Origin of the sequence: Clostridium sp. YIM B02555 (assembly GCF_022320955.1) — a bacterium.
Classification (GTDB): domain Bacteria; phylum Bacillota; class Clostridia; order Clostridiales; family Clostridiaceae; genus Clostridium; species Clostridium saccharoperbutylacetonicum.
This window is the reverse complement of the sequence record NZ_JAKJJY010000005.1, coordinates 57,473-77,071: the sequence shown is the minus strand read 5'-3', so window position 1 is coordinate 77,071 and position 19,599 is coordinate 57,473. Positions and strand designations below refer to the sequence as shown.

Sequence of the window (19,599 nt, the reverse complement as noted above, 5' to 3'; positions counted from 1 at the left end):
ATGGAAGAAAAATCAATTTTAATTCAAAGTGATGAGGTTACAAAAAATATAATGAGTGAAATTCAAGATGATATGGCAAATGCACTTTCCAAAGTGTCTAGAAACATGTCAGAGGAAGTAATTGAAAAGTTAATTCCTATTGAAAAGAAGATAAATGATTTAAAGGGAAGTTTTCAAGAGTTTCAAGAAGAAGAATTTGAAGAAAAACTTGAAGATTTAAATAATAGTATAAAAAATATGTCTAAAACTATTGAAAATACAATAGAGGCCGCTATAAATAAAAATTTAGAAGAGCAAAATAAAGTTCTATTTAGCTCAATAGAAGATAGACTTGCTATTTTAGGCCTTAAAATTGTAAAAGATGCTACTAGCAATAAAGAGGAAATTATTAATAAGATTGATAATATTAATCTTGGAAAAGTTGAAGAAAAAGTTGAAGAAGTAGGAAAAAGTATCGAAAGTAAGACCAAAGCAGTTGAAAAGTCAATTAAGGATAACTTAGTTAGTGGTAATAATTTTGTTTTAGAGAAAATTAAGAAGATTGATGATAAAATTGAAGATAAAGATGTTTTGATTGAATTAATTAATAAAATGGAAGATAGTTTTAATGAAAGAATCGATAATATACAAGAAGAAGTTGAATGGGGCAATAAGTCAATCTTCGCTAGGATTTTTGGAAAAAGGAGAGAACAATAAATGTCATATATGAATTTAATTGAAGATGAAAGATTCTATGGGTTATTAGAAAAATATTTACATAATGATCAGGGAGTTAACTATAAAGAGTTTTTTAATCATTTTTTAGAAAATTTAAATAGGAAAGAAATAATAGTTCCTGTGTTAGGAATTCAAGGAGCTGGGAAGAGCAGTTTTTTAAATTCTATACTGATGGAAGATAATATTCTTCCTACAGATGTAGATGAGACAACTTGTGTACCAGTTGAAGTGAGATATGGAGATAATGTTAATGAGGCTATAGTCTATTATATAAATGGAACTAAGGAGAACATACAAGTTAAAGATTTAGAAAAGTATGTTCATAATGATTTTAATGCTGGAAACGCTCTTAAAGTTTCTAAAATAGTTTTACATAATCAAAGCGAAGTATTGAAAGATGATATTGTTCTTGTGGATTTACCAGGAGTAGGTAGTTTGACGCCTGAAAATCAAAGAACTACTTTGGAATATGTAAATAAGCTTGTAGCAGGAATTTTTTTAATTAGAACAAACCCTCCTATAACAAGATCAGAAAAGAACTTTATTAATGCCTTATGGCCAAAGCTTTCAAATACGTTTTTTATACAAAATAAATGGAATGATGAAAGTTTAGAAGATGCTAATGAAGCAAAAGAACACAATGAAGGTGTCCTAAGCAGTATAAGTTATGCTCATAATGAAGAAAGAGAAATTCATGTTGATGTAGTAAATGTTTATCAAGCGGTAAAAGGAAAATTTACTAAGGACAATTTAGCTTATGAGGAATCAGGTATTACTAAAGTTATAGAAGAAATAAAAAACATTTCAAAAGAATATAATGAGGATTTAATAAGAACTTTAAAAGAAAGATTATATGAAGCTTTAAAAGGGATCAATGATAAAATAGAGGCGTATAAGTTATTAGCTTTAAATGAACATAAGCAAAATGTATTGGAAAAAGAAGAAAAAATTAATCAGGTAAAAATGCTGATTTCTGATAATAAAGCTAAAATAAGAAAATGTAGAATTTATGCAGATGAAGAAATGGGGAATATTATAGATAATTCTTCTAAGATAATAAAAGAAAATATGGAAAATTTAAGGATTGAATTAAGAAGAATTATTAATAAAGGAATTGTAGATGGAAATAGATTAAGTTTAATCTACAAGGAAAGTTCAGATAAAGCAATAAATGATATAATGGATCAAATTTTAGCTAGTATAGGTAATCTTATAAAGAATATTAATTATGAACTTGATGAAATTAAAGTAAAAGGGTTCACTGGAACTTATGAAAATATATCATTCTTTAATAGAAAAAGTTCAGTTAAGTATGAAAAATCACTTCCTACAGTACTTGGAGTGTCAAGTGGACTAATAGGAGCTGCTGGTGCAGTAAGTGTCCTTGGAGGACCAGCTGGAATTTTAGTTGGTATGGGAATTAGCTTAGCCTTTTCATTAATAGGAAATCAAATGCGTAAAAAGATTGTTGAAAATAGAGCTAGCTATACGCTGAAGGACTTAGAGCCAATGATAGAAGATTTGGAAAAGTATTTAAAGGAAGAAATCCTTGGAGATTTAATGGCAAAACAACAAGAGGTAGATGATGCTATTAGAGAATTAAAGAATAATTTAGAAAAGACTTTTAAAGAAGATATGAAAAATATAGAAATGAGATATGAAACACATTATAACGAGGAACATGTTCAAGAATTTGAAGAAGATTTAAAGATATTAAGAGATTTAATACAAATGTGCAAGGAGAAATAATATATGGATATTTTTAAAAGCTGTGTAGATAGACAAAATAGAATAGATAAAGTTGTTAATATCCTTGACAGTGATGAGGTTACAATTAAAAATCAATTGGTGAAGGATAGAATAATTAATCCAGCTCATTATGTTGTTATGCTAGGAGAGACAAGCTCAGGAAAGAGTGCTTTAATAAATAGTATTTTTGATAAAAAGATACTCGTAGAAAGTGTTAGACCAACAACAGGCGTAGTTACTGAAGTTGTTATAGATGAGAAGGAAGAAGAGAGCTTGATTGCTATAAGTGACGATCTTACTAGAGCAGTTATAGATGAAGATAGATTTGCAGCTCTTACAACTAAACCTATTGGAAATTTAATGAGACTTAAATATGTTGGAAGAAGTAAAAATGAAAAATATAATGGAATAAGAATTTTTGATACTCCAGGTTATGGTTCTCTTATTGAAAAGCATGAAGAGGTTTTAAAGGAATTTATACCAGAAAGTGATTTTATAGTCTATGTCGTTTCTTATAGAACAGGTGTAGGGGAAGATGATTTTCAATTTTTAAAATATGTTGGAGAAATTATAAATAAAAATGTTGAAGTTGTATTAGCAGTTAATATGTGCCCAGAAAATACAGATGAAACTAATAAAAGAATTTGTGAAATAAAAAAAGCTGTCAGTGAATGTCTTCATATAGATACGAAGGTATTTCTAATTGAAAGCAGTAGTGAAAAAAATCCAGCAACAGATGAACTTTGGGATTACATTTATGAAAGAGTTACTGATCCAAGTAAAGAGGAAGAACTTGCAGAAGTTTTAAAAAGCTATCAGGATTATGTGTTACGTGAATGTAATATTAAAATAAATTCTAAAATTGCAGATATTGAATCGGCTAAGGTAAGCACAGGAGAAAAAGTTGATGTAATCAAAGAATTTTTAGATGAAAAGAAAAATATATTAGATTCAATAGAGAATGGTTTTGTAAAAATAAAATTACAAGCTATTAGACTTATTGGAAAATTTGATTTAAAGATTAAAGAAGATGTGAAAAAATACATATACGATGAAAGTAAATGGACTATGAAGGAAGAAACCTTTAATTTAATGCAGCATTATTATGTTCCTAAACTGACTAATGAAGAAACTGATAATTTGAATTCTTATATTGAGGATGAAATTATTGCTTTAGATAGAGAAATTGAGAAGTTGTTAAGTGCTGAAATAATAAAATTAGAGGAAAATGTTAAGAAGAATAATTCTCTATATAGCGAAGTCATTGAGGAAATTATTGAAAAGCATAGAGGCGATATTATAAAGCAAGCTACTGGTGAAATGTTTAGAAGAGCAGAAAATGGCTTGGGAGAAAGTAAAAATTTAAAGAAACTTTTGAATGCTTTTGAAAGAGTGAGTTATGGTGATACTAACAATAATTTAAATCATGTATTAAAAACTATAAAAGCAGCATCTGTAAAAGGAATTACTGAATCATTGAGTGTATTCACAGATTCAATTTTCTTTTTATATGATTCGTTGACTTGGCAGAAAAAAATTGAGGAAATATCTATGACTGCAGTGGATAAATGGGCAAGCAATATAGATGAAGCTGTAAGAAGATATTTAGATAAGATGAAAGAAGCTAATATGGAACAAGTGCGAGCTTTATTTTATGATTTAAGTAAAGAATTTAAAAATAATAAAAAAGAATTAGAGAATATAAGTTCCGAAGAATTAACTAGACTTAAAACAGAGATAGACTTTTTACTTAATAAATGTTTATTGATAAATTTAAAAAAATAGTAGAACAATTTGTATAGAGTAAACTTTTAGGCACATGAATATTTTCATGTGCCTAAAGTTATTATGCATATTATTCCATCATAGCTACTAATTTTTTATTAAAGGTTAATAATATTAATCCCATAATAATTGAAACAACAGCTATTCCGCTGAATATTTGTAAATGACCTAGAATTTCAACATATCCAGCAAGGTGTCCAGCAATTTCGTTGGCTACGAAGCTGCTTAATAGCCACACACCCATTAGGAATGATGCAAGCTTAGCTGGAGCTAATGAGCTTACCATTGAAAGACCTACAGGCGATAAGCAAAGTTCTCCCATGGTATGAAGGAAGTAAGTTCCAACTAGCCATATCATACTAGCTTTAACTGCTGTATCTTCTACATTGCCGCCTCTTTGCATAACCGCGCAAACCATAAGTAGGAAACCAAAACCTAACATTATTGAACCTATTGCCATCTTTTGAGGAATGCTTAAATCACCTCTTTTGCTAGAAGCAAGTTTGTACCATAATTTTGATACTGGTATTCCAAATGTCACTATAAAAAGTGGATTTAGTGATTGGAACCATGAAACTGGAACTTCCCATCCCCCAACTGATCTATTTATATAATCTTGAGTATAGATAGTAAGTGAACTACCAGCTTGTTCAAAGCCTGTCCAGAAAATTATAACAAAAGCTGTAAGTATTAAAATAACTGTAGTTCTATGTTTTTCCTTTTTGGTTAAAGGAGGATATTGTGCTTTAGTATTTGTGTTGTTTTTAACCTTTACTACTGGTGATTTTCCAATATCACCAAGGTATTTATTTGATAAAGCATTAAAGAGTATTTGTCCGAGTACCATACCAATACCAGCAACTAAGAATCCGTATCTGTATCCATAATGTATGATTTCTCCACCTTGGACTGTTGCCATTGTTTTTTCAGCTAAAGTTCCACAAATAAGAGGAGCTAAAAATGACCCAGTATTTATTCCCATATAGAAAATAGTAAAAGCTGAATCCTTTCGTTTATCTCCTTCAGGATACAAATGTCCAACTATTGTTGAAATATTTGGTTTAAAGAATCCATTACCAATGATAAGTAAAAATAAGCCTATATATAAAGCTGCTAAACTTTGATTTGAGAACAATGTAAATTGCCCTAAAGCTATTATTATTCCTCCAATAGTGATAGCTTTTCTTTGACCTAAATATCTGTCAGAAAGATATCCGCCTAAGAGTGGGGTAAGATAAACTAACCCTGTGAAGTTGGCATATATGCCCATTGCGGAAGCTTTATCAACACCAAGTCCACCTTTTATAAATTCTGTGGTTAAGTACATTACAAGTAATGCTCTCATACCATAATAACTAAAGCGTTCCCACATCTCGGTCATGAATAACATATATAAACCGGGTGGATGCTTCATTTTTTTTGTTTCGTTAGATAAAACTTCGTTTATCATAACATCATTTTCTTTTTTAAGTTCCATAATAATCCTCTTTCTCTAATATTTTGTTATCAGTTTGATTTTATCAATAAATTTGACAATTTGCAAAAAAATAGGTTAAAAACTGCTAAATTTAAACATAAAATAAGACTGCTGATATTAAAAATTAAATATTTAATATGAAAAATTTAATAATAGGTTTTATAAAACCTATTGCATAATTGTGAATATGATAAAAATAATAAAATTTTCATGATAAATTCATATTTTCATTATTGTAGTTGGAAATGAGAATATTATAATCAAAGAAACTCAATATTAGCAGGTGGTTCAAAATGGGATTACCTGTTTTTTATATGGTATCTTAAATAGGGAATAGTTTTAAATTGAGAAAAATTATTTTTTATAAAAAGTTTGTAATGAAATAGAAAAAAGAGCGTATTTACTTATGTAAGCAGCTTAGCTAAGTAAATATTATTGCAGTAAGGAGGAGATTAATAAGGTGGAGCCGGTTACCGTGGTTAATTTCTTGCAGAAAGAGAAAAAAATAAATGAGATTGTAGATAAGCAAGATGAGTTTACTGAAATCTTTGAACTTTATTATAAAAGACTATATAACTATGCCTATTATAGAGTTAATTCGCAGGCAGTTGCAGAAGATTTAACAAGTCAGGTATTTGAAAAAATTATGTTAAACATAAAAACTTATTGTATTGAAAAATCAAAATTTGAAGTTTGGATGTTTACTATATCAAGGAATGTTATTAATGATTACTTTAGAAAACAAAAAAGACATAAAATCATTTCAATTGATAGCATTATTGACTTGATATCAGGGGATAAGGGACCAGAAGATTTAATTATTAATGAAGAAAGAAACAATAAACTAATAAATGCATTAAATATTTTAGATGCTAAAGAACGTAATATTATTGCATATAAATTTGGTGCGGATTTAAAAAATGTGGAAATTGCAAAAATTTTAAAAATTAGTGAAAGTAATGTTGGGGTAAAGCTCCATAGGATTATGAAAAAACTTAAAAATGAAATGGAAAAGGAGGCTAAATAAAATGAAACGAAATAAGGATAATAAAGGAAATTACATTGAAGGTATAGACGAAAAATTTCAGGATTTAGCAGCCGGTTTTAGTAAATTAGATTTTAGTAAAGAAAGTAATAAAGCTTATGTTTTTGAAACAACTTTAAAAAATGTTAATAGTAAAGGAGATAAAGATATGAATAAAATAAGGAAAACAGTGGCTATAGCAGCATCGTTAGTAATAGCTTCAACATTAGTAGCTCAAACATCATTTGCACAAGAATCAGTGAGTAAAATTATAAAAAGCATAAATTTAGGACATGTAACAATGGTGCAAGAAGAAGATAATGATGAGCCTAAAGAAGTTGATTTGCCAGATTCGCTTAAAGGTAAAGCTTATGATAAAAATGGAAAATTAATTGAAAAGCTTACAAAAGATACAGCAAAAGATGGTATATATGATAAAGATGGAAACCGAATTACAAAGTTCATTATGAATGATGGTTCGGTAGTTGGAATGAAGGACAAGAATAGTAAGTCGGAGGATAAGTTATATGTTACTGATATTAACAAAATAAGTGATTATACTTGTTTTAAGGTTAAGCTACCTACTTATTTACCTGATGGATATACATTTAAAGATGCAGAATTCACTAAGGACGAAAATGGTAATGTGAAAGATAGTAAATATGCGGATATAAATTTTGAAAATAAAGTAACAGGAAAAGAAATATTTTTACAAGAGAGATTTGCTTGTGATGAAACTAAAACAGTAGGTAATGCAGATGATATTGAGAAAATCAAAATTAATGGGGCAGATGCTATTTTGTCAGATGGTAGAAATATTGATTGGGAAACTGATAATACTTTGTTTTATTTAGGGGGTAAAAATATTGGTAAGGATGAGGTTATTAAAGTAGCGGAATCAATTAAATAACATTAAGTGGGGTGATTTTTTTGACCTCACTTAATATAAAGTTTAAAAAATATTAGCAGGATGAAAATTTTATTAATTTGCATTTCTAAACTCTTTTGGAGTAACTTTAAATTTTTCTTTGAAAAGTTTATTAAAGTAAGAAACGCTATTAAATCCAGTTTCATAAGATATTTCAGTTATCGATTTGTCAGTTGTATTTAAAAGCTTTGAGGCTATATCTAATCTATATACATTAATATATTCGGTACAAGTAATTCCTAAATTTTTTTTGAAAAATTTCATAAAATAATATTGACTTAAATTACAACTATTAGAAACATCAATGATTGAGATATCATTCATATAATTTTCGTGTATATAATTTAATATTATTTTAATTTTTCGAGTTGTTTCATTTGTTAGCGGAACAACTTTTTTCTTTATTACCAAATCATTTTCATAAAGAAGTGAGAAAAAATAAAATAAGAAGGATTTTAGTTTAAGTTCAAAAGCAGCTTTTTTAGAATTAAAGCATTTAAAAATTTCTTCTAAACATTTTGATAGTTCAAAATAGCCACTACTTTCTTTATCTATAATTAAAGGTAATTGATGCTCATTATTTAATATTGGAGCAAAGTATTGAATTAAACATCCATCTGTTATAGCACTATTTAACATACTTAAATCAAAGACCATAACATTCCAAGAACAATACATTTTGTTTATAGGATTCATAGAATGAAGAGAAAAAGGTTTTATTATAAGTATATCTCCTTCTTTTAAGATATAGGAATCTAAGTCAACTCTAAATTGAGCAGTACCTTTTTTTATAAATACAATTTCAATTTCTTCATGCCAATGAGTTACGACAGATGAAGAATTTTTATTATCAAGTTCACAAAAATAAGTTGTAAATGGAAGAATGAAGTTTCCATGTGCTTTATTTTCTTTTAAATCTATATTATTCAAAAAATCACCTCAAAAAAGCAGTATTTTTATATAAATTATCTGTATTATAAAAGTATTGTAAGTGTTTATTATTTATAATAGCATTATAATGGAATTAGGTGGGCGCTATAGCTAAAAAATTAATATTTTTGGAAGTTATTATAAAAAACCAAAAATGTTAATTGAGTTTAGTAAAATGTATTTGAGGTGTGAGTGTATAGATTAAAATAATTGTTTTGGAGGGATTTAGATGTTGAATTTTGATTTGGAAAAAACTTTTTGGATTAATAAACCTAAAAAATATGAAATTAATAATGAAGAAATTATAATAATTACAGAGCCAGAAACAGATTTTTGGCAAAGAACTTATTATGGATTTAGAAATGATAACGCGCCAGCTTTATTAATTAAAACGGATGAAAGATATTTTTCATTTACAGTTAAAACTAACTTTAATAGCAAAAAGCAATTTGATCAATGTGGAATTATAATCTATCAAAATAGCGATAATTGGTTTAAGGTATCCACAGAATATGAAAATGATAAATATCAAAGGTTGGGAAGTGTAGTTACTAATAATGGATATTCAGATTGGGCTACAAGAGATATAGATAGCAGCATTAATTCAATGTATTATAGATTAAGCCGTAGAGAAAATGATTTTTGTGTTGAAAATTCAATGGATGGGAAAGTATTTAAACAGATGAGGATTTTTCATTTATTTGAAGGAGATAATGAAATAAATTTTGGACTATATGCATGTAGCCCATCAAATTCTTCTTTTGAAGCAAAGTTTTCTGAAATAAATATATCTGAGTGTTTATGGGAAGCTCATTAAGTTAATTAATATAAAGAAATATGGACCAATGTATGGAAAAAGTATACATTTGGTCCAATTACAATATTGAGGGGCTATTGTATTAGTATTAAAGGTAGTTATGAACCTTAACCACTTCACCATTTTTAGTGTAAATTCTAGGGACTCTATATTTAAGCATACATAGTATTTCGTAATTGATTGTACCCATGACTGCTGCTATATCATCTGCATTAAATTTCAAACCGTTTTGTTCTCCAAGAAGTATTACTTCATCTCCAACCTTAACGGTACAGTCAATATCAGTGACATCTATCATACATTGATCCATGCAAATTCTTCCAACCACAGGAGCAAATTGACCATTTATAATTACTTTTGCGTCCTTGGCAAATAATCGTGAATAACCATCTGCATAACCTATAGGAAGAGTTGCTATTATACTTTTTCTATTAGTTTTAAAGGTTCTTCCATAGCTTATATACATATCTTTGTCCATTTCTTGAACTCGTGTTATCTTTGCTTTTAAAGTTAGTGCTGGTTTTAATGGAAGCATTTCTTTTTTTACTTCATTGGATGGATAATATCCATAAAGTATTATTCCAGCTCTAACAGCATCTAAATATGTTTCGGGCATATCCATAATTGCACCGCTATTAGATACGTGTTTTAAAGGTATTTTTATTCCTTGTTTTGAAAGCTCTTCAGTGAAATTTGTAAATTTCTTGAATTGTTCATAGGTATAATTTTTATCTTTTTCATCTGCTGTTGAAAAGTGTGTAAATATACCAAGAACATCTAATCCCTTTAATGAACAAATTTTAACAATATCTTCAACCGAATTTTTTGTTGGAAGGAAGCCAATTCTACCCATACCAGTATCCATTGCTATATGAATTTTAACTTTTGTATTAAGAGATAAAGCTATATTTGACAGTTCCTTTGCAGAATCTAAATCATATACAGTTTGTTCTATATCATATTTTATTAGCTCTTCACCTAATTCAACTGGAGTATAGCCCAGTATCATTATTGGAGCTTTAATATTATTATTTCTAAGTTCAATTCCTTCAGTTAAAACTGCAACAGCAAGCCTGGAGGCACCATTTTCAAGTAAAGTAGGAACTACATCGACAGCACCATGACCATAACAGTCAGCTTTAACTACGGCAATTACTTCCTTATCTTTTGCTAAAGCTTTTATATTTTTCATATTATATGCCAATGCATCTAAATCAATTTCTGCATATACAGGTCTGAGTAATTTCTCCATTTTTCTATCCTCGCAATTATTATTTAAATTAAATTTTTCTAATATCATCTTACAGATAACAGTAAAAATTAACAATTGTCATTTATCAATGATCAATTGCCAATATGTAGATTTCCAAAGGAAATCAAAACAAATTGATAATCAATCATTTATAATTGAACCTTACAATATATATTTTAATAAAATGAGCGAAAAAATAAAAGTACCACTAATATTAGAATTTATATTAAGGGTGGTTGATTATGTTAATTAATATACCTAAATTTAATAAGTATGTTAATAATATAACAAAAAATAGATAAAAAATTAACGAAAAAATCAGAAATAACTGAATATTTTGAATAAACGTATTGTAATATGCGTCTAAATAAAGTAATATATAAATGTTGAATGCATGAAAACAATTGCAAGGAGGAGAATAAATGAGTAAATCTTTTGACTACAGTAACTTAGACATAATATTAACAAAATATAACCATGATGCGTGTAATATTATTGCAATATTGCAAGATACTCAAGAAAAGTATAGATATCTACCAAAAGAAGCTTTTGTATATCTTTCAGAAAAGCTTGGGATGAGTAGAGCTAAAATTTATAGTGTAGCAACTTTTTATGAAAATTTTTCTTTAGAGCCTAAGGGCAAATTTGTAATTAAAATATGTGATGGTACAGCATGCCATGTTAGAAAGTCTATACCAATATTGGACAAGCTAAGAAAGGAACTTAATCTTTCAGAGGCTAAAACAACAACGGATGACTTAATGTTTACTTTGGAAACTGTTTCTTGCCTTGGTGCTTGTGGACTAGCTCCGGCTATGACTGTTAATGATAAAGTATATGGATCAATGACACCAGAAAAAGCAATGGAACTGTTAAATACTTTTAAGGAGGAAAAATAATATGCTTCTTAATAGAAATGATTTGATTAATACAAGAGAACTTTATAAAAAAAGTTTAATAAAAGAAAAAAAGAAAATTTTAATATGTGCTGGTACTGGTTGTGTAGCAGGTGGATCACTAGATATTTATGAAGAATTTATAAAGTTAATGAAAGAAAAAGAAATAAATTGTGAAGTGAGCCTTGAGAAAGAACCACATGATGAAACTGTTGGAATTAAAAAAAGTGGATGTCATGGGTTTTGTGAGATGGGACCTCTTGTAAGAATTGAGCCTTTTGGATATCTATATATAAAGGTAAAGCCAGAAGATTGTGCTGAAATCCTTGAAAAAACTATAATTAATGATGAATGTGTCGAAAGACTTGCATATACTAAAAATGGTGAGATATATAAAAAACAAGAAGAAATACCATTTTATAAAAAACAAACTAGACTTGCACTTGAGCACTGTGGACATATTGATGCAACTTCAATTGAAGAATACCTTGCTATAGATGGGTATTCAGCCTTTGAAAAGGTGTTGTTCGATATGAAAGCAGATGAAGTTATTAAGGAAATAGAAGAATCAAATTTAAGAGGTCGTGGAGGCGGTGGTTTTCCAGCAGGTCGTAAATGGTCTCAAGTAAGTCGCCAAAAAGAAGAAATTAGATATATTGTTTGTAATGGTGATGAAGGAGATCCAGGTGCATTTATGGATAGAAGCATAATGGAAGGAGATCCTCATAGAATGCTTGAAGGCATGATGATTGCTGGTGTAGCTTGTGGTGCACAAAAAGGATATATATATGTTCGTGCAGAGTACCCTTTAGCAGTAAGCAGACTTTCAAATGCGATTGAGCAGGCAAGAAAGTATGGAATATTAGGAGAAAATATTTTAGGAACTGGATTTAGCTTTGATCTTCAAATAAATAGAGGTGCCGGAGCATTTGTATGTGGTGAAGGAAGTGCACTTACTGCTTCTATTGAAGGAAAAAGAGGAATGCCAAGAGTAAAACCACCAAGAACTGTTGAACAAGGTCTTTTTGGAAAGCCTACAGTACTTAATAATGTTGAAACTTTTGCTAATGTACCTATAGTTATTAATAAAGGTGCTGAATGGTATAGATCTATTGGACCTGAAAATAGTCCAGGAACAAAAGCTTTTGCCTTAACAGGGAATATTGAAAATACTGGTCTTATAGAGGTTCCAATGGGAACAACCTTGAGGGAAGTAATTTTTGATATTGGTGGTGGAATAAGAGATGGTAAAAAGTTTAAAGCCGTGCAAATTGGTGGACCATCAGGAGGATGTCTAACAGCTGAACACCTTGATCTACCGTTAGATTTTGATTCTCTTAAAAAAGCAGGTGCAATGATAGGATCTGGTGGTCTTGTAGTTATGGATGAAGATACCTGTATGGTTGAAGTTGCACGTTTCTTTATGAATTTCACAAAGAATGAATCTTGTGGAAAATGTGTTCCTTGTCGTGAAGGTACTAAACGTATGCTTGAAATACTTGAAGGAATTGTTGCTGGTAAAGGTAAATTAGAAGATATGGATATGTTACTTGAACTTGCGGACACAATTTCAGCTACAGCACTTTGCGGACTGGGAAAAACAGCGCCATCACCTGTTGTTAGCACAATTAAGAATTTCAAAGATGAATATATAAAACATATTGTCGATAAAAAATGTCCATCAAAGACTTGTCAAAAGCTTAAGACAATATTAATTGACCCTTCTATGTGTAAGGGATGTTCAAAATGTTCAAAAGTTTGTCCTGTAGGGGCAATTTCAGGAAAAATTAAAGAACCATTCGTAATAGATCAAAACAAGTGTATAAAATGTGGAGCTTGTTTGGAAACTTGCCCATTTAAAGCTATAAAGGAGGATTAATAGGATGATCGGACAGTTTATGACTATTGATAATATACCTGTAGAAATACAAGATGAGAAAAACATTTTGGAGTTAGTTAGAAAAGCAGGTATTGAATTACCAACCTTTTGTTTCTATTCAGAACTTTCAGTTTATGGTGCTTGCCGTATGTGTATGGTAGAGACTAAACGTGGAGATATTGAATCAGCATGTTCTACACCTCCAAGAGCTGGTATGGAAATATTCACTAACACACCAAGACTTAGAAAATATAGAAAGAACATTCTTGAATTATTGCTTGCAAATCATTGTAGAGATTGTACAACATGTCAGCAAAGCGGAGCATGTAAACTTCAAGAGTTAGCAAAAAGATTTGGAATTAATGATGTGAGATTTCCTAATACAGCACCAGATGTTGAATTAGATGAATCTTCAGTTGCTATAGTTAGAAATAAAAGCAAATGTATCTTATGTGGTGATTGCGTAAGAGTATGTGAAGAAGTACAAAATGTTGGAGCAATTGATTTTGTAGGAAGAGGTTCTAAAATGACTGTAACTACAGCTTTTGATGAACCTATAGGACATTCAAATTGTGTTTCTTGTGGCCAGTGTGCAGCAGTATGTCCTACTGGAGCAATTGTTGTAAGAAGTAATACAGAAAAGCTTTGGCAGGATTTAAATAATCCTAAGAAACGAGTAGTTGTTCAAATAGCTCCAGCTGTAAGAGTAGGTTTGGGTACGCAATTAGGAGAAGAAGATGGCAGAAATGCAATGGGCAAAATGGCAGCTGCTCTTAGAAGAATGGGATTTGATAAGATTTTCGATACTTCAGTAGGAGCTGATCTTACAGTTATTGAAGAAACAAATGAATTTGTATCAAAACTCCAAAATAACGAGGCATTGCCATTATTTACATCTTGTTGTCCAGCATGGGTGAATTATGCAGAAAAGACTTATCCAGAGTTAATGAAAAATGTATCATCTTGCAAATCACCTATGGGGATGTTTGCAGCTGTATTAAAGGAACATTATAGAGAAGATGATAGGGAACTTGTAAGTGTAGCAATTATGCCTTGTTCGGCTAAAAAATTCGAAGCAGCAAGAGAAGAATTTAAAAATGATGGTGTACCTGATGTGGATTATGTAGTTACAACGCAAGAATTCGTTAATATGGTAAATGAATCAGGAATTGCATTCTCAGAATTAGAGCCAGAAGCATTAGATAGACCATTCCAAAGCTGTAGTGGAGCTGGAGTTATATTTGGTGTAACTGGAGGTGTTACTGAAGCTGTAATTCGTAAAGTTTTAAGTGAGCAACCAGTACCAGCATTACGTTCTTTTGCATTTGAAGGTGTTAGAGGCATGGAAGGTGTTAAGGAAACTACTATTAATGCATTAGATAGAGAAATAAAGATTGCAATAGTAAGTGGATTAAAGAATGCTGATAATATTATAAAGAAGGTAAGAGCTGGAGAAGCACATTATGATTTTGTAGAAGTTATGGCATGTCCAGGTGGATGTATAAATGGTGCGGGTCAACCTTTTGCAAAGGCTGAAGAAAAGGTAAAACGTGGAGCTCAACTTTATAAGGTAGATAAAATGAAAAGCATAAGCCGTTCAGATGATAATCCATTAATGGATTCCTTGTATTCAGGAATATTAAAAGATAAGACTCATGAATTACTACATGTTCACTATAAAGGAAAAGAGTAGTAGTTTGAATAAGTTTGACGCTTTGTGTAGTAGTGCCACTCTTTGAAAATAAAAATGTTTATAGGTGGGCGTAGTATCATATTTTTATGATATTACGCTCTTTTAAGTATTTGTAAAAAACTTAATTATAGGTTGATTGTTTTTGAACCATTAGTGAAAGAATTAATTACAGCAACAGCATCAGTAAGATAGAATACTTCAAAAATTCCATCATCAAGATTGTACATCTTTTTTAATGATGGTAAAGCTTCTAACATAGAAGCTTTAGCTTCACGTCTAGAATCAACAACAGCAGTTCCGCTTAAACGAATCCATTCGCCTTTTGGTGATACAGTAGATATTTCAACTTTAGGATTTGCAACTAATTGCTTAAAAACAGGTTTTGTGTTATTTGTGCCGAAATATAATTTACCTTCGAATTCGTTTACTGCACCGAAAGGACGTACTCTTGCTTGGTCCTCTTCAATTGTTGCAATATAAAAAGTTGGATTTGTAGTTAAAAATTCTAATACTTCATTCATTTGAATTGCTCCTTTTATTTTAATATGATAAAATTATTATGTACTTTGATAATATATTTGTACAAAAAATATTTCAAGTACGATTATTTGTGATACATAGTATCACAAAAGATACTAATGATTTGATATTAGATTATGTTATCATCATAATTAGCAATTGATAAAGGAGAAGTTTAATGGAAGAAAAATATGATTTGTTTGGTAAATGTCCGTTTGTAACAGCTCAAAAAATAATAGCTGGTAAATGGGCAGTAGTAATTTTACATAATTTAAGCAATGGGACTCTTCGATTTGGGGAACTTCAAAAACTACTACCAGATTTAACCCAAGCAACCTTGACAAAACAGCTTCGCAGTTTAGAAGATAATGGGATGGTAAGGCGTCATGTATATCCGCAAGTACCTCCTAAAGTAGAATATTCTTTGACCGATATAGGTGAGGATTTTAAATCAGTATTAGATAGCATCTCAGTGTGGGGAGAAAAGTATATAGAGCATATGAAAACAATGGATAAGATTTCGGAATAAATATGATTAATGATTAGGTAATAATAAAAGAATAGTATTTTCCTTACATTTTAATAATATATTTATACTAGAAATGATGTTGTAAGGAGTTGAAATTATTTGGCTAAAGATATGAATTTTATACAGCCAGATAATCCAACAAATGAAGAGAGACATAAAATGTTAAGAATGACCTTAGAGAAAGTAAATAGACTTGAGGATTTCGATAATATAATTAAATTACTTGGTCCACCTAAAGAAATTACATCAATTTTAAATCCAGGTAGTTGTAAAGATATTAAAGTTGCAATAATAGGTGCAGGTATTGCAGGACTTACGTCAGCATTTGAACTTAGAAAACTAGGCTTTAATATTACTATCTTTGAAACAGAAAAAAATCGTATAGGAGGAAGAATTTATACTCATTATTTTGATAAAGATAAAAGGTATTATGGAGAACTTGGTGCAATGCGGTTGCCAATATCTCATGAATCTGTGTGGCATTATATAAATCTTTTTAAATTAAAAACAAGACCTTTTATTCAAAATAACGAAAATGCATTTATTTATATACGAAATAAGAGAGCTAGGAATGATGCTCAAGGTAAAAGTGTTATGGAAAATATTTATCCTGAATTTAAGTTGACTCCTAAAGAAAGAAATACTCCATGGCAAAAATTGATTGAATATGCTTTAACTAGTAATTTATATAAAATTAGTCCAAATATAAGAAAAGAGTTATTAGAAATAAAAAAAGAATATTCTATGACAATCAAATATGTTGGTAGATATGGTATAAGGAGAGTAATGGAAAAAATGGGGTTAAGTGAAGGTGCAATAGAATTGATTTCGGGAATAGCACCATTTCTTGGCTGTTTTTATTATAATAGTTATTCTGAAAATTTAATTGAAGAGTATACACTAGATTATGCCTATAGATATGAAATTGAAGGTGGCTTCATTAAATTACCTTTAGCTTCGTATAAATCCTTATTATCTACTGAGCCAAAGGAATATGTTAATATTGATGAAAATAGTTTAGGAAAAGTCACTTTTAAGAGAGGAAAAACGATAATAGGTATACATAAATTTGAGGGATTGAATAAAGTATGCCTTGAATACAGGGATGAAAAAAACTTAGAAATATTTAAAGAAAATTTTGATTTTGTAATTTGTTCGATTCCTTTCTCTAGTCTTAGGAATGTAAACATTGATCCTATGTTTAGTACAGAAAAGATGCAGTCAATAAAGGAAGTTTTTTATACATCATCTCAAAAGACTGTATTTCTATGTAGGAAGCGCTTTTGGGAAGAAGGTTCAGCAAATGAAAGAATAATCGGAGGAGGATCAAGTACGGATTTGCCAATTCAAACAATATGGTATCCAAATCATTCCGGAAATATAAATCAAAAACGTGCTTTAGAAAATAGAAAAAGCAATTTAAATAGATCTGCAGGAGTATTATTGGCATCATATAATATTAATTTAGATGCAATACGCTTAGGTAATTTAGATGATAATGATAGAATTTATGAAATAAAGCGGCAAGTTGAAAAAGTTCATGGGCTCAAAAAAGGATATCTTGATCCCATAGTGATTGATTATAAAACTGTTGATTGGAATAAAGAAAAAGGTTTTTATGGAGCATTTTGTTACTTTTATCCTGAGCAACAGCAACTTTTTTCTTACGCAATGGAAAAACCAGAATATGAGAATAGAGTTTATTTCGCTGGAGAACACGTTTCTTTGACACATGGATGGATACAAGGATCTATATTATCTGCTATGAATGCTGCAAACTCTATAGCAGAATATTGTAAAAGTATGATATGAGAAGAAAGAAGAAATTTGAAGGGGGATTTTTATTTTAGGCGGGCTTTTTTTGGAGAAAAAACATATATTATTAAATTGAATTTTTTAGTATAATATCAGAGGAAGGGAGTAAGCATCATGAGAAGAAAAAGAAATAGTAGTCGTAGCAGAGTTCTACCAAGTGTTGTAATAGCTGTAAGTACATTAGCTGCTGCGTATTTAGGTATGTCCTTATATTCCGCGAATCATTTTCATTTTGGAACTAAAATTAACGGCGTTAATGTTGGGGGTAAAACTGTTGAAGATGCTGAAGGTGAATTATCATCACAAATGCAAAAATACACATTAGAATTACAAGAGAAAGGAGATGAAAAAGAACAAATCAAAGGTACTGATATTGGCTTGAAATATGATAATGAGAAGATTAAGGAGTTAAAAGATAAACAGAATTCTTTTGCGTGGCCTTCTACATTATTTAAAAAAGATAATGCAGAAGCTGATAAAGTAATAACTTATGATGAAAATTTGCTTAATAAAGCTATTGATAATCTTAAATGTGTTACTAATAAAAAAACAACTAATCCTCAAAATGCTGGTTTAAAATATAACAACGGAAGTTATGAAATAGTAGAAGAAGTTGCTGGAAATAAAATAAATAAAGAAGCATTGCATGATAGTGTTGCAGATGCAATAGTTAATGGAAAAGCATCTTTAGATTTATCTTCAAGTAATTCCTATGAAAATCCTAAATATAACGCAAAGTCACAGGAAGTAGCTGATGCTAAAAGTATAATGGATAAGTATGTAAATTTAAAAATTACATACAAGTCTAATGGAAAAACTGAGATATTAGATGGTTCAACAATACATGATTGGCTTAGCGTGAATGAAAATATGGAGGTTACATTTAACGAGGATAAAGTAAAGAGATATGTAAATAAAATAGCTAGTATCTTTAATACTTTTGGTAATACTAGAGATTTTGTGACAGCTTCAAATAAAACAGTTCAAGTTAGTGGTGGTAATTATGGATGGATTGTTAATAAATCTCAGGAAACTAAAGATTTGATTGAAGCAATTAAAGGTGGACAAGATGTGACAAAGGAACCTGCATATGCTCAAAAAGCAGCAGTAACAGGTAGTAATGATGTTGGAAATACATATGTTGAAGTTAATTTAACTAAACAACATGTATGGTTTTATAAGAATGGTTCCCTTGTAGTAGACGGAGATGTTGTTACAGGAAATGTAAGCAATAATACAGGAACACCAGTTGGAACTTATGTTTTAAATTATAAAGAAAAAAATGCAACATTAAAAGGAGAGGATTATTCATCACCAGTGGATTATTGGATGCCTTTTAATGGAAATGTTGGACTTCACGATGCAAGTTGGAGATCAGAATTCGGTAAACAGATATACTTAGCAAGTGGTTCCCATGGATGTGTAAATTGTCCTTATAATTTAGCTCAAACAATATTTGCAAATATAGAGGCTGGGACTCCAATTGTAGTATATAATGAATAAGGTATTATTTAATTTATATTTATTTATGGATTTATAAGACAATTTAATAGTAGATGTAAAAATAGATGTGTTAAAATAAAAGCAGG

General features: G+C 29.7%; 16 protein-coding genes. 12 read left to right on the top strand and 4 right to left on the bottom strand.

What is annotated here, in order from left to right; all coding sequences use genetic code 11:
• Genes L3B98_RS09575 through L3B98_RS09565 form a run of 3 tightly spaced genes read left to right on the top strand, consistent with a single transcriptional unit; the run spans position 1 to position 4,251 of the window.
• Positions 1–696, top strand: a complete 696-nt coding sequence (locus L3B98_RS09575; protein ID WP_238916447.1) for a hypothetical protein — start codon at positions 1–3, stop codon at positions 694–696.
• Complete coding sequence (locus tag L3B98_RS09570) at positions 697–2,466, top strand: dynamin family protein (RefSeq protein WP_238916446.1); 1,770 nt, start codon at positions 697–699, stop codon at positions 2,464–2,466.
• 3 nt (positions 2,467–2,469) lie between these two features.
• Positions 2,470–4,251 carry a dynamin family protein gene (locus tag L3B98_RS09565; RefSeq protein ID WP_238916445.1) on the top strand — a complete coding sequence of 594 codons (1,782 nt, stop codon included), beginning with the start codon at positions 2,470–2,472 and terminating at the stop codon, positions 4,249–4,251.
• A 70-nt stretch (positions 4,252–4,321) separates the two neighbouring features.
• Here the strand turns inward: L3B98_RS09565 and L3B98_RS09560 are convergent, their stop codons facing one another.
• Positions 4,322–5,728 carry a peptide MFS transporter gene (locus tag L3B98_RS09560; RefSeq protein ID WP_015394446.1) on the bottom strand — a complete coding sequence of 469 codons (1,407 nt, stop codon included), beginning with the start codon at positions 5,726–5,728 and terminating at the stop codon, positions 4,322–4,324.
• A gap of 460 nt (positions 5,729–6,188) precedes the next feature.
• Here L3B98_RS09560 and L3B98_RS09555 point away from each other — a divergent pair, with 460 nt between their 5' ends.
• Entirely contained in the window at positions 6,189–6,755 is a 567-nt protein-coding gene (locus L3B98_RS09555; protein ID WP_077365349.1) for a sigma-70 family RNA polymerase sigma factor, read from the top strand.
• Position 6,756: 1 nt separating this feature from the next.
• Positions 6,757–7,662 (top strand): DUF4367 domain-containing protein, encoded by a 906-nt coding sequence (locus tag L3B98_RS09550; RefSeq protein WP_238916444.1) that lies wholly within the window; start codon positions 6,757–6,759, stop codon positions 7,660–7,662.
• Between the two features lie 72 nt (positions 7,663–7,734).
• On the opposite strand, the gene L3B98_RS09545 is transcribed toward L3B98_RS09550, so the two are convergent.
• Complete coding sequence (locus L3B98_RS09545) at positions 7,735–8,610, bottom strand: AraC family transcriptional regulator (RefSeq protein WP_238916443.1); 876 nt, start codon at positions 8,608–8,610, stop codon at positions 7,735–7,737.
• Positions 8,611–8,839: 229 nt separating this feature from the next.
• Here L3B98_RS09545 and L3B98_RS09540 point away from each other — a divergent pair, with 229 nt between their 5' ends.
• Complete coding sequence (locus L3B98_RS09540; RefSeq protein ID WP_015394442.1) at positions 8,840–9,427, top strand: DUF1349 domain-containing protein; 588 nt, start codon at positions 8,840–8,842, stop codon at positions 9,425–9,427.
• An 88-nt stretch (positions 9,428–9,515) separates the two neighbouring features.
• On the opposite strand, the gene alr is transcribed toward L3B98_RS09540, so the two are convergent.
• A complete protein-coding gene (gene alr / locus L3B98_RS09535; protein ID WP_238916586.1) occupies positions 9,516–10,679 on the bottom strand; it encodes an alanine racemase in 1,164 nt (387 codons plus the stop codon).
• A 422-nt stretch (positions 10,680–11,101) separates the two neighbouring features.
• On the opposite strand from alr, the gene L3B98_RS09530 reads away from it, so the two are divergent.
• From L3B98_RS09530 to L3B98_RS09520, 3 genes are read left to right on the top strand one after another with little or no spacing between them, the layout of a single operon-like run.
• Positions 11,102–11,578 (top strand): NAD(P)H-dependent oxidoreductase subunit E, encoded by a 477-nt coding sequence (locus L3B98_RS09530; RefSeq protein WP_077365341.1) that lies wholly within the window; start codon positions 11,102–11,104, stop codon positions 11,576–11,578.
• Position 11,579: 1 nt separating this feature from the next.
• The gene (nuoF, locus tag L3B98_RS09525) at positions 11,580–13,454 is read left to right on the top strand and encodes an NADH-quinone oxidoreductase subunit NuoF (RefSeq protein WP_015394439.1); all 1,875 of its coding nucleotides are present in this window, start codon (positions 11,580–11,582) and stop codon (positions 13,452–13,454) included.
• A 4-nt stretch (positions 13,455–13,458) separates the two neighbouring features.
• Positions 13,459–15,147, top strand: coding sequence for a [FeFe] hydrogenase, group A (locus L3B98_RS09520; RefSeq protein ID WP_015394438.1), 1,689 nt, complete (start codon positions 13,459–13,461; stop codon positions 15,145–15,147).
• A gap of 125 nt (positions 15,148–15,272) precedes the next feature.
• Here the strand turns inward: L3B98_RS09520 and L3B98_RS09515 are convergent, their stop codons facing one another.
• A complete protein-coding gene (locus L3B98_RS09515; protein WP_238916442.1) occupies positions 15,273–15,668 on the bottom strand; it encodes a pyridoxamine 5'-phosphate oxidase family protein in 396 nt (131 codons plus the stop codon).
• A 176-nt stretch (positions 15,669–15,844) separates the two neighbouring features.
• Between L3B98_RS09515 and L3B98_RS09510 the strand changes: the two genes are divergently transcribed.
• The 3 genes from L3B98_RS09510 (at position 15,845) to L3B98_RS09500 (ending at position 19,513) form a co-directional block, all read left to right on the top strand.
• Entirely contained in the window at positions 15,845–16,195 is a 351-nt protein-coding gene (locus tag L3B98_RS09510) for a helix-turn-helix domain-containing protein (protein ID WP_077365339.1), read from the top strand.
• Positions 16,196–16,294: 99 nt separating this feature from the next.
• Positions 16,295–18,007 carry an NAD(P)/FAD-dependent oxidoreductase gene (locus tag L3B98_RS09505; RefSeq protein ID WP_238916441.1) on the top strand — a complete coding sequence of 571 codons (1,713 nt, stop codon included), beginning with the start codon at positions 16,295–16,297 and terminating at the stop codon, positions 18,005–18,007.
• A gap of 117 nt (positions 18,008–18,124) precedes the next feature.
• A complete protein-coding gene (locus tag L3B98_RS09500; RefSeq protein ID WP_238916440.1) occupies positions 18,125–19,513 on the top strand; it encodes a L,D-transpeptidase family protein in 1,389 nt (462 codons plus the stop codon).
• Positions 19,514–19,599: the final 86 nt, after the last annotated feature.

Coding starts and splice junctions, on each gene's coding strand:
- L3B98_RS09570 (WP_238916446.1), top strand. CDS start 697: ATGTCATATATGAATTTAATTGAAGATGAAAGATTCTATGGGTTATTA.
- L3B98_RS09500 (WP_238916440.1), top strand. CDS start 18,125: ATGAGAAGAAAAAGAAATAGTAGTCGTAGCAGAGTTCTACCAAGTGTT.
- nuoF (WP_015394439.1), top strand. CDS start 11,580: ATGCTTCTTAATAGAAATGATTTGATTAATACAAGAGAACTTTATAAA.
- L3B98_RS09510 (WP_077365339.1), top strand. CDS start 15,845: ATGGAAGAAAAATATGATTTGTTTGGTAAATGTCCGTTTGTAACAGCT.
- L3B98_RS09550 (WP_238916444.1), top strand. CDS start 6,757: ATGAAACGAAATAAGGATAATAAAGGAAATTACATTGAAGGTATAGAC.
- L3B98_RS09515 (WP_238916442.1), bottom strand. CDS start 15,668: ATGAATGAAGTATTAGAATTTTTAACTACAAATCCAACTTTTTATATT.
- L3B98_RS09520 (WP_015394438.1), top strand. CDS start 13,459: ATGATCGGACAGTTTATGACTATTGATAATATACCTGTAGAAATACAA.
- alr (WP_238916586.1), bottom strand. CDS start 10,679: ATGGAGAAATTACTCAGACCTGTATATGCAGAAATTGATTTAGATGCA.
- L3B98_RS09540 (WP_015394442.1), top strand. CDS start 8,840: ATGTTGAATTTTGATTTGGAAAAAACTTTTTGGATTAATAAACCTAAA.
- L3B98_RS09530 (WP_077365341.1), top strand. CDS start 11,102: ATGAGTAAATCTTTTGACTACAGTAACTTAGACATAATATTAACAAAA.
- L3B98_RS09560 (WP_015394446.1), bottom strand. CDS start 5,728: ATGGAACTTAAAAAAGAAAATGATGTTATGATAAACGAAGTTTTATCT.
- L3B98_RS09565 (WP_238916445.1), top strand. CDS start 2,470: ATGGATATTTTTAAAAGCTGTGTAGATAGACAAAATAGAATAGATAAA.
- L3B98_RS09575 (WP_238916447.1), top strand. CDS start 1: ATGGAAGAAAAATCAATTTTAATTCAAAGTGATGAGGTTACAAAAAAT.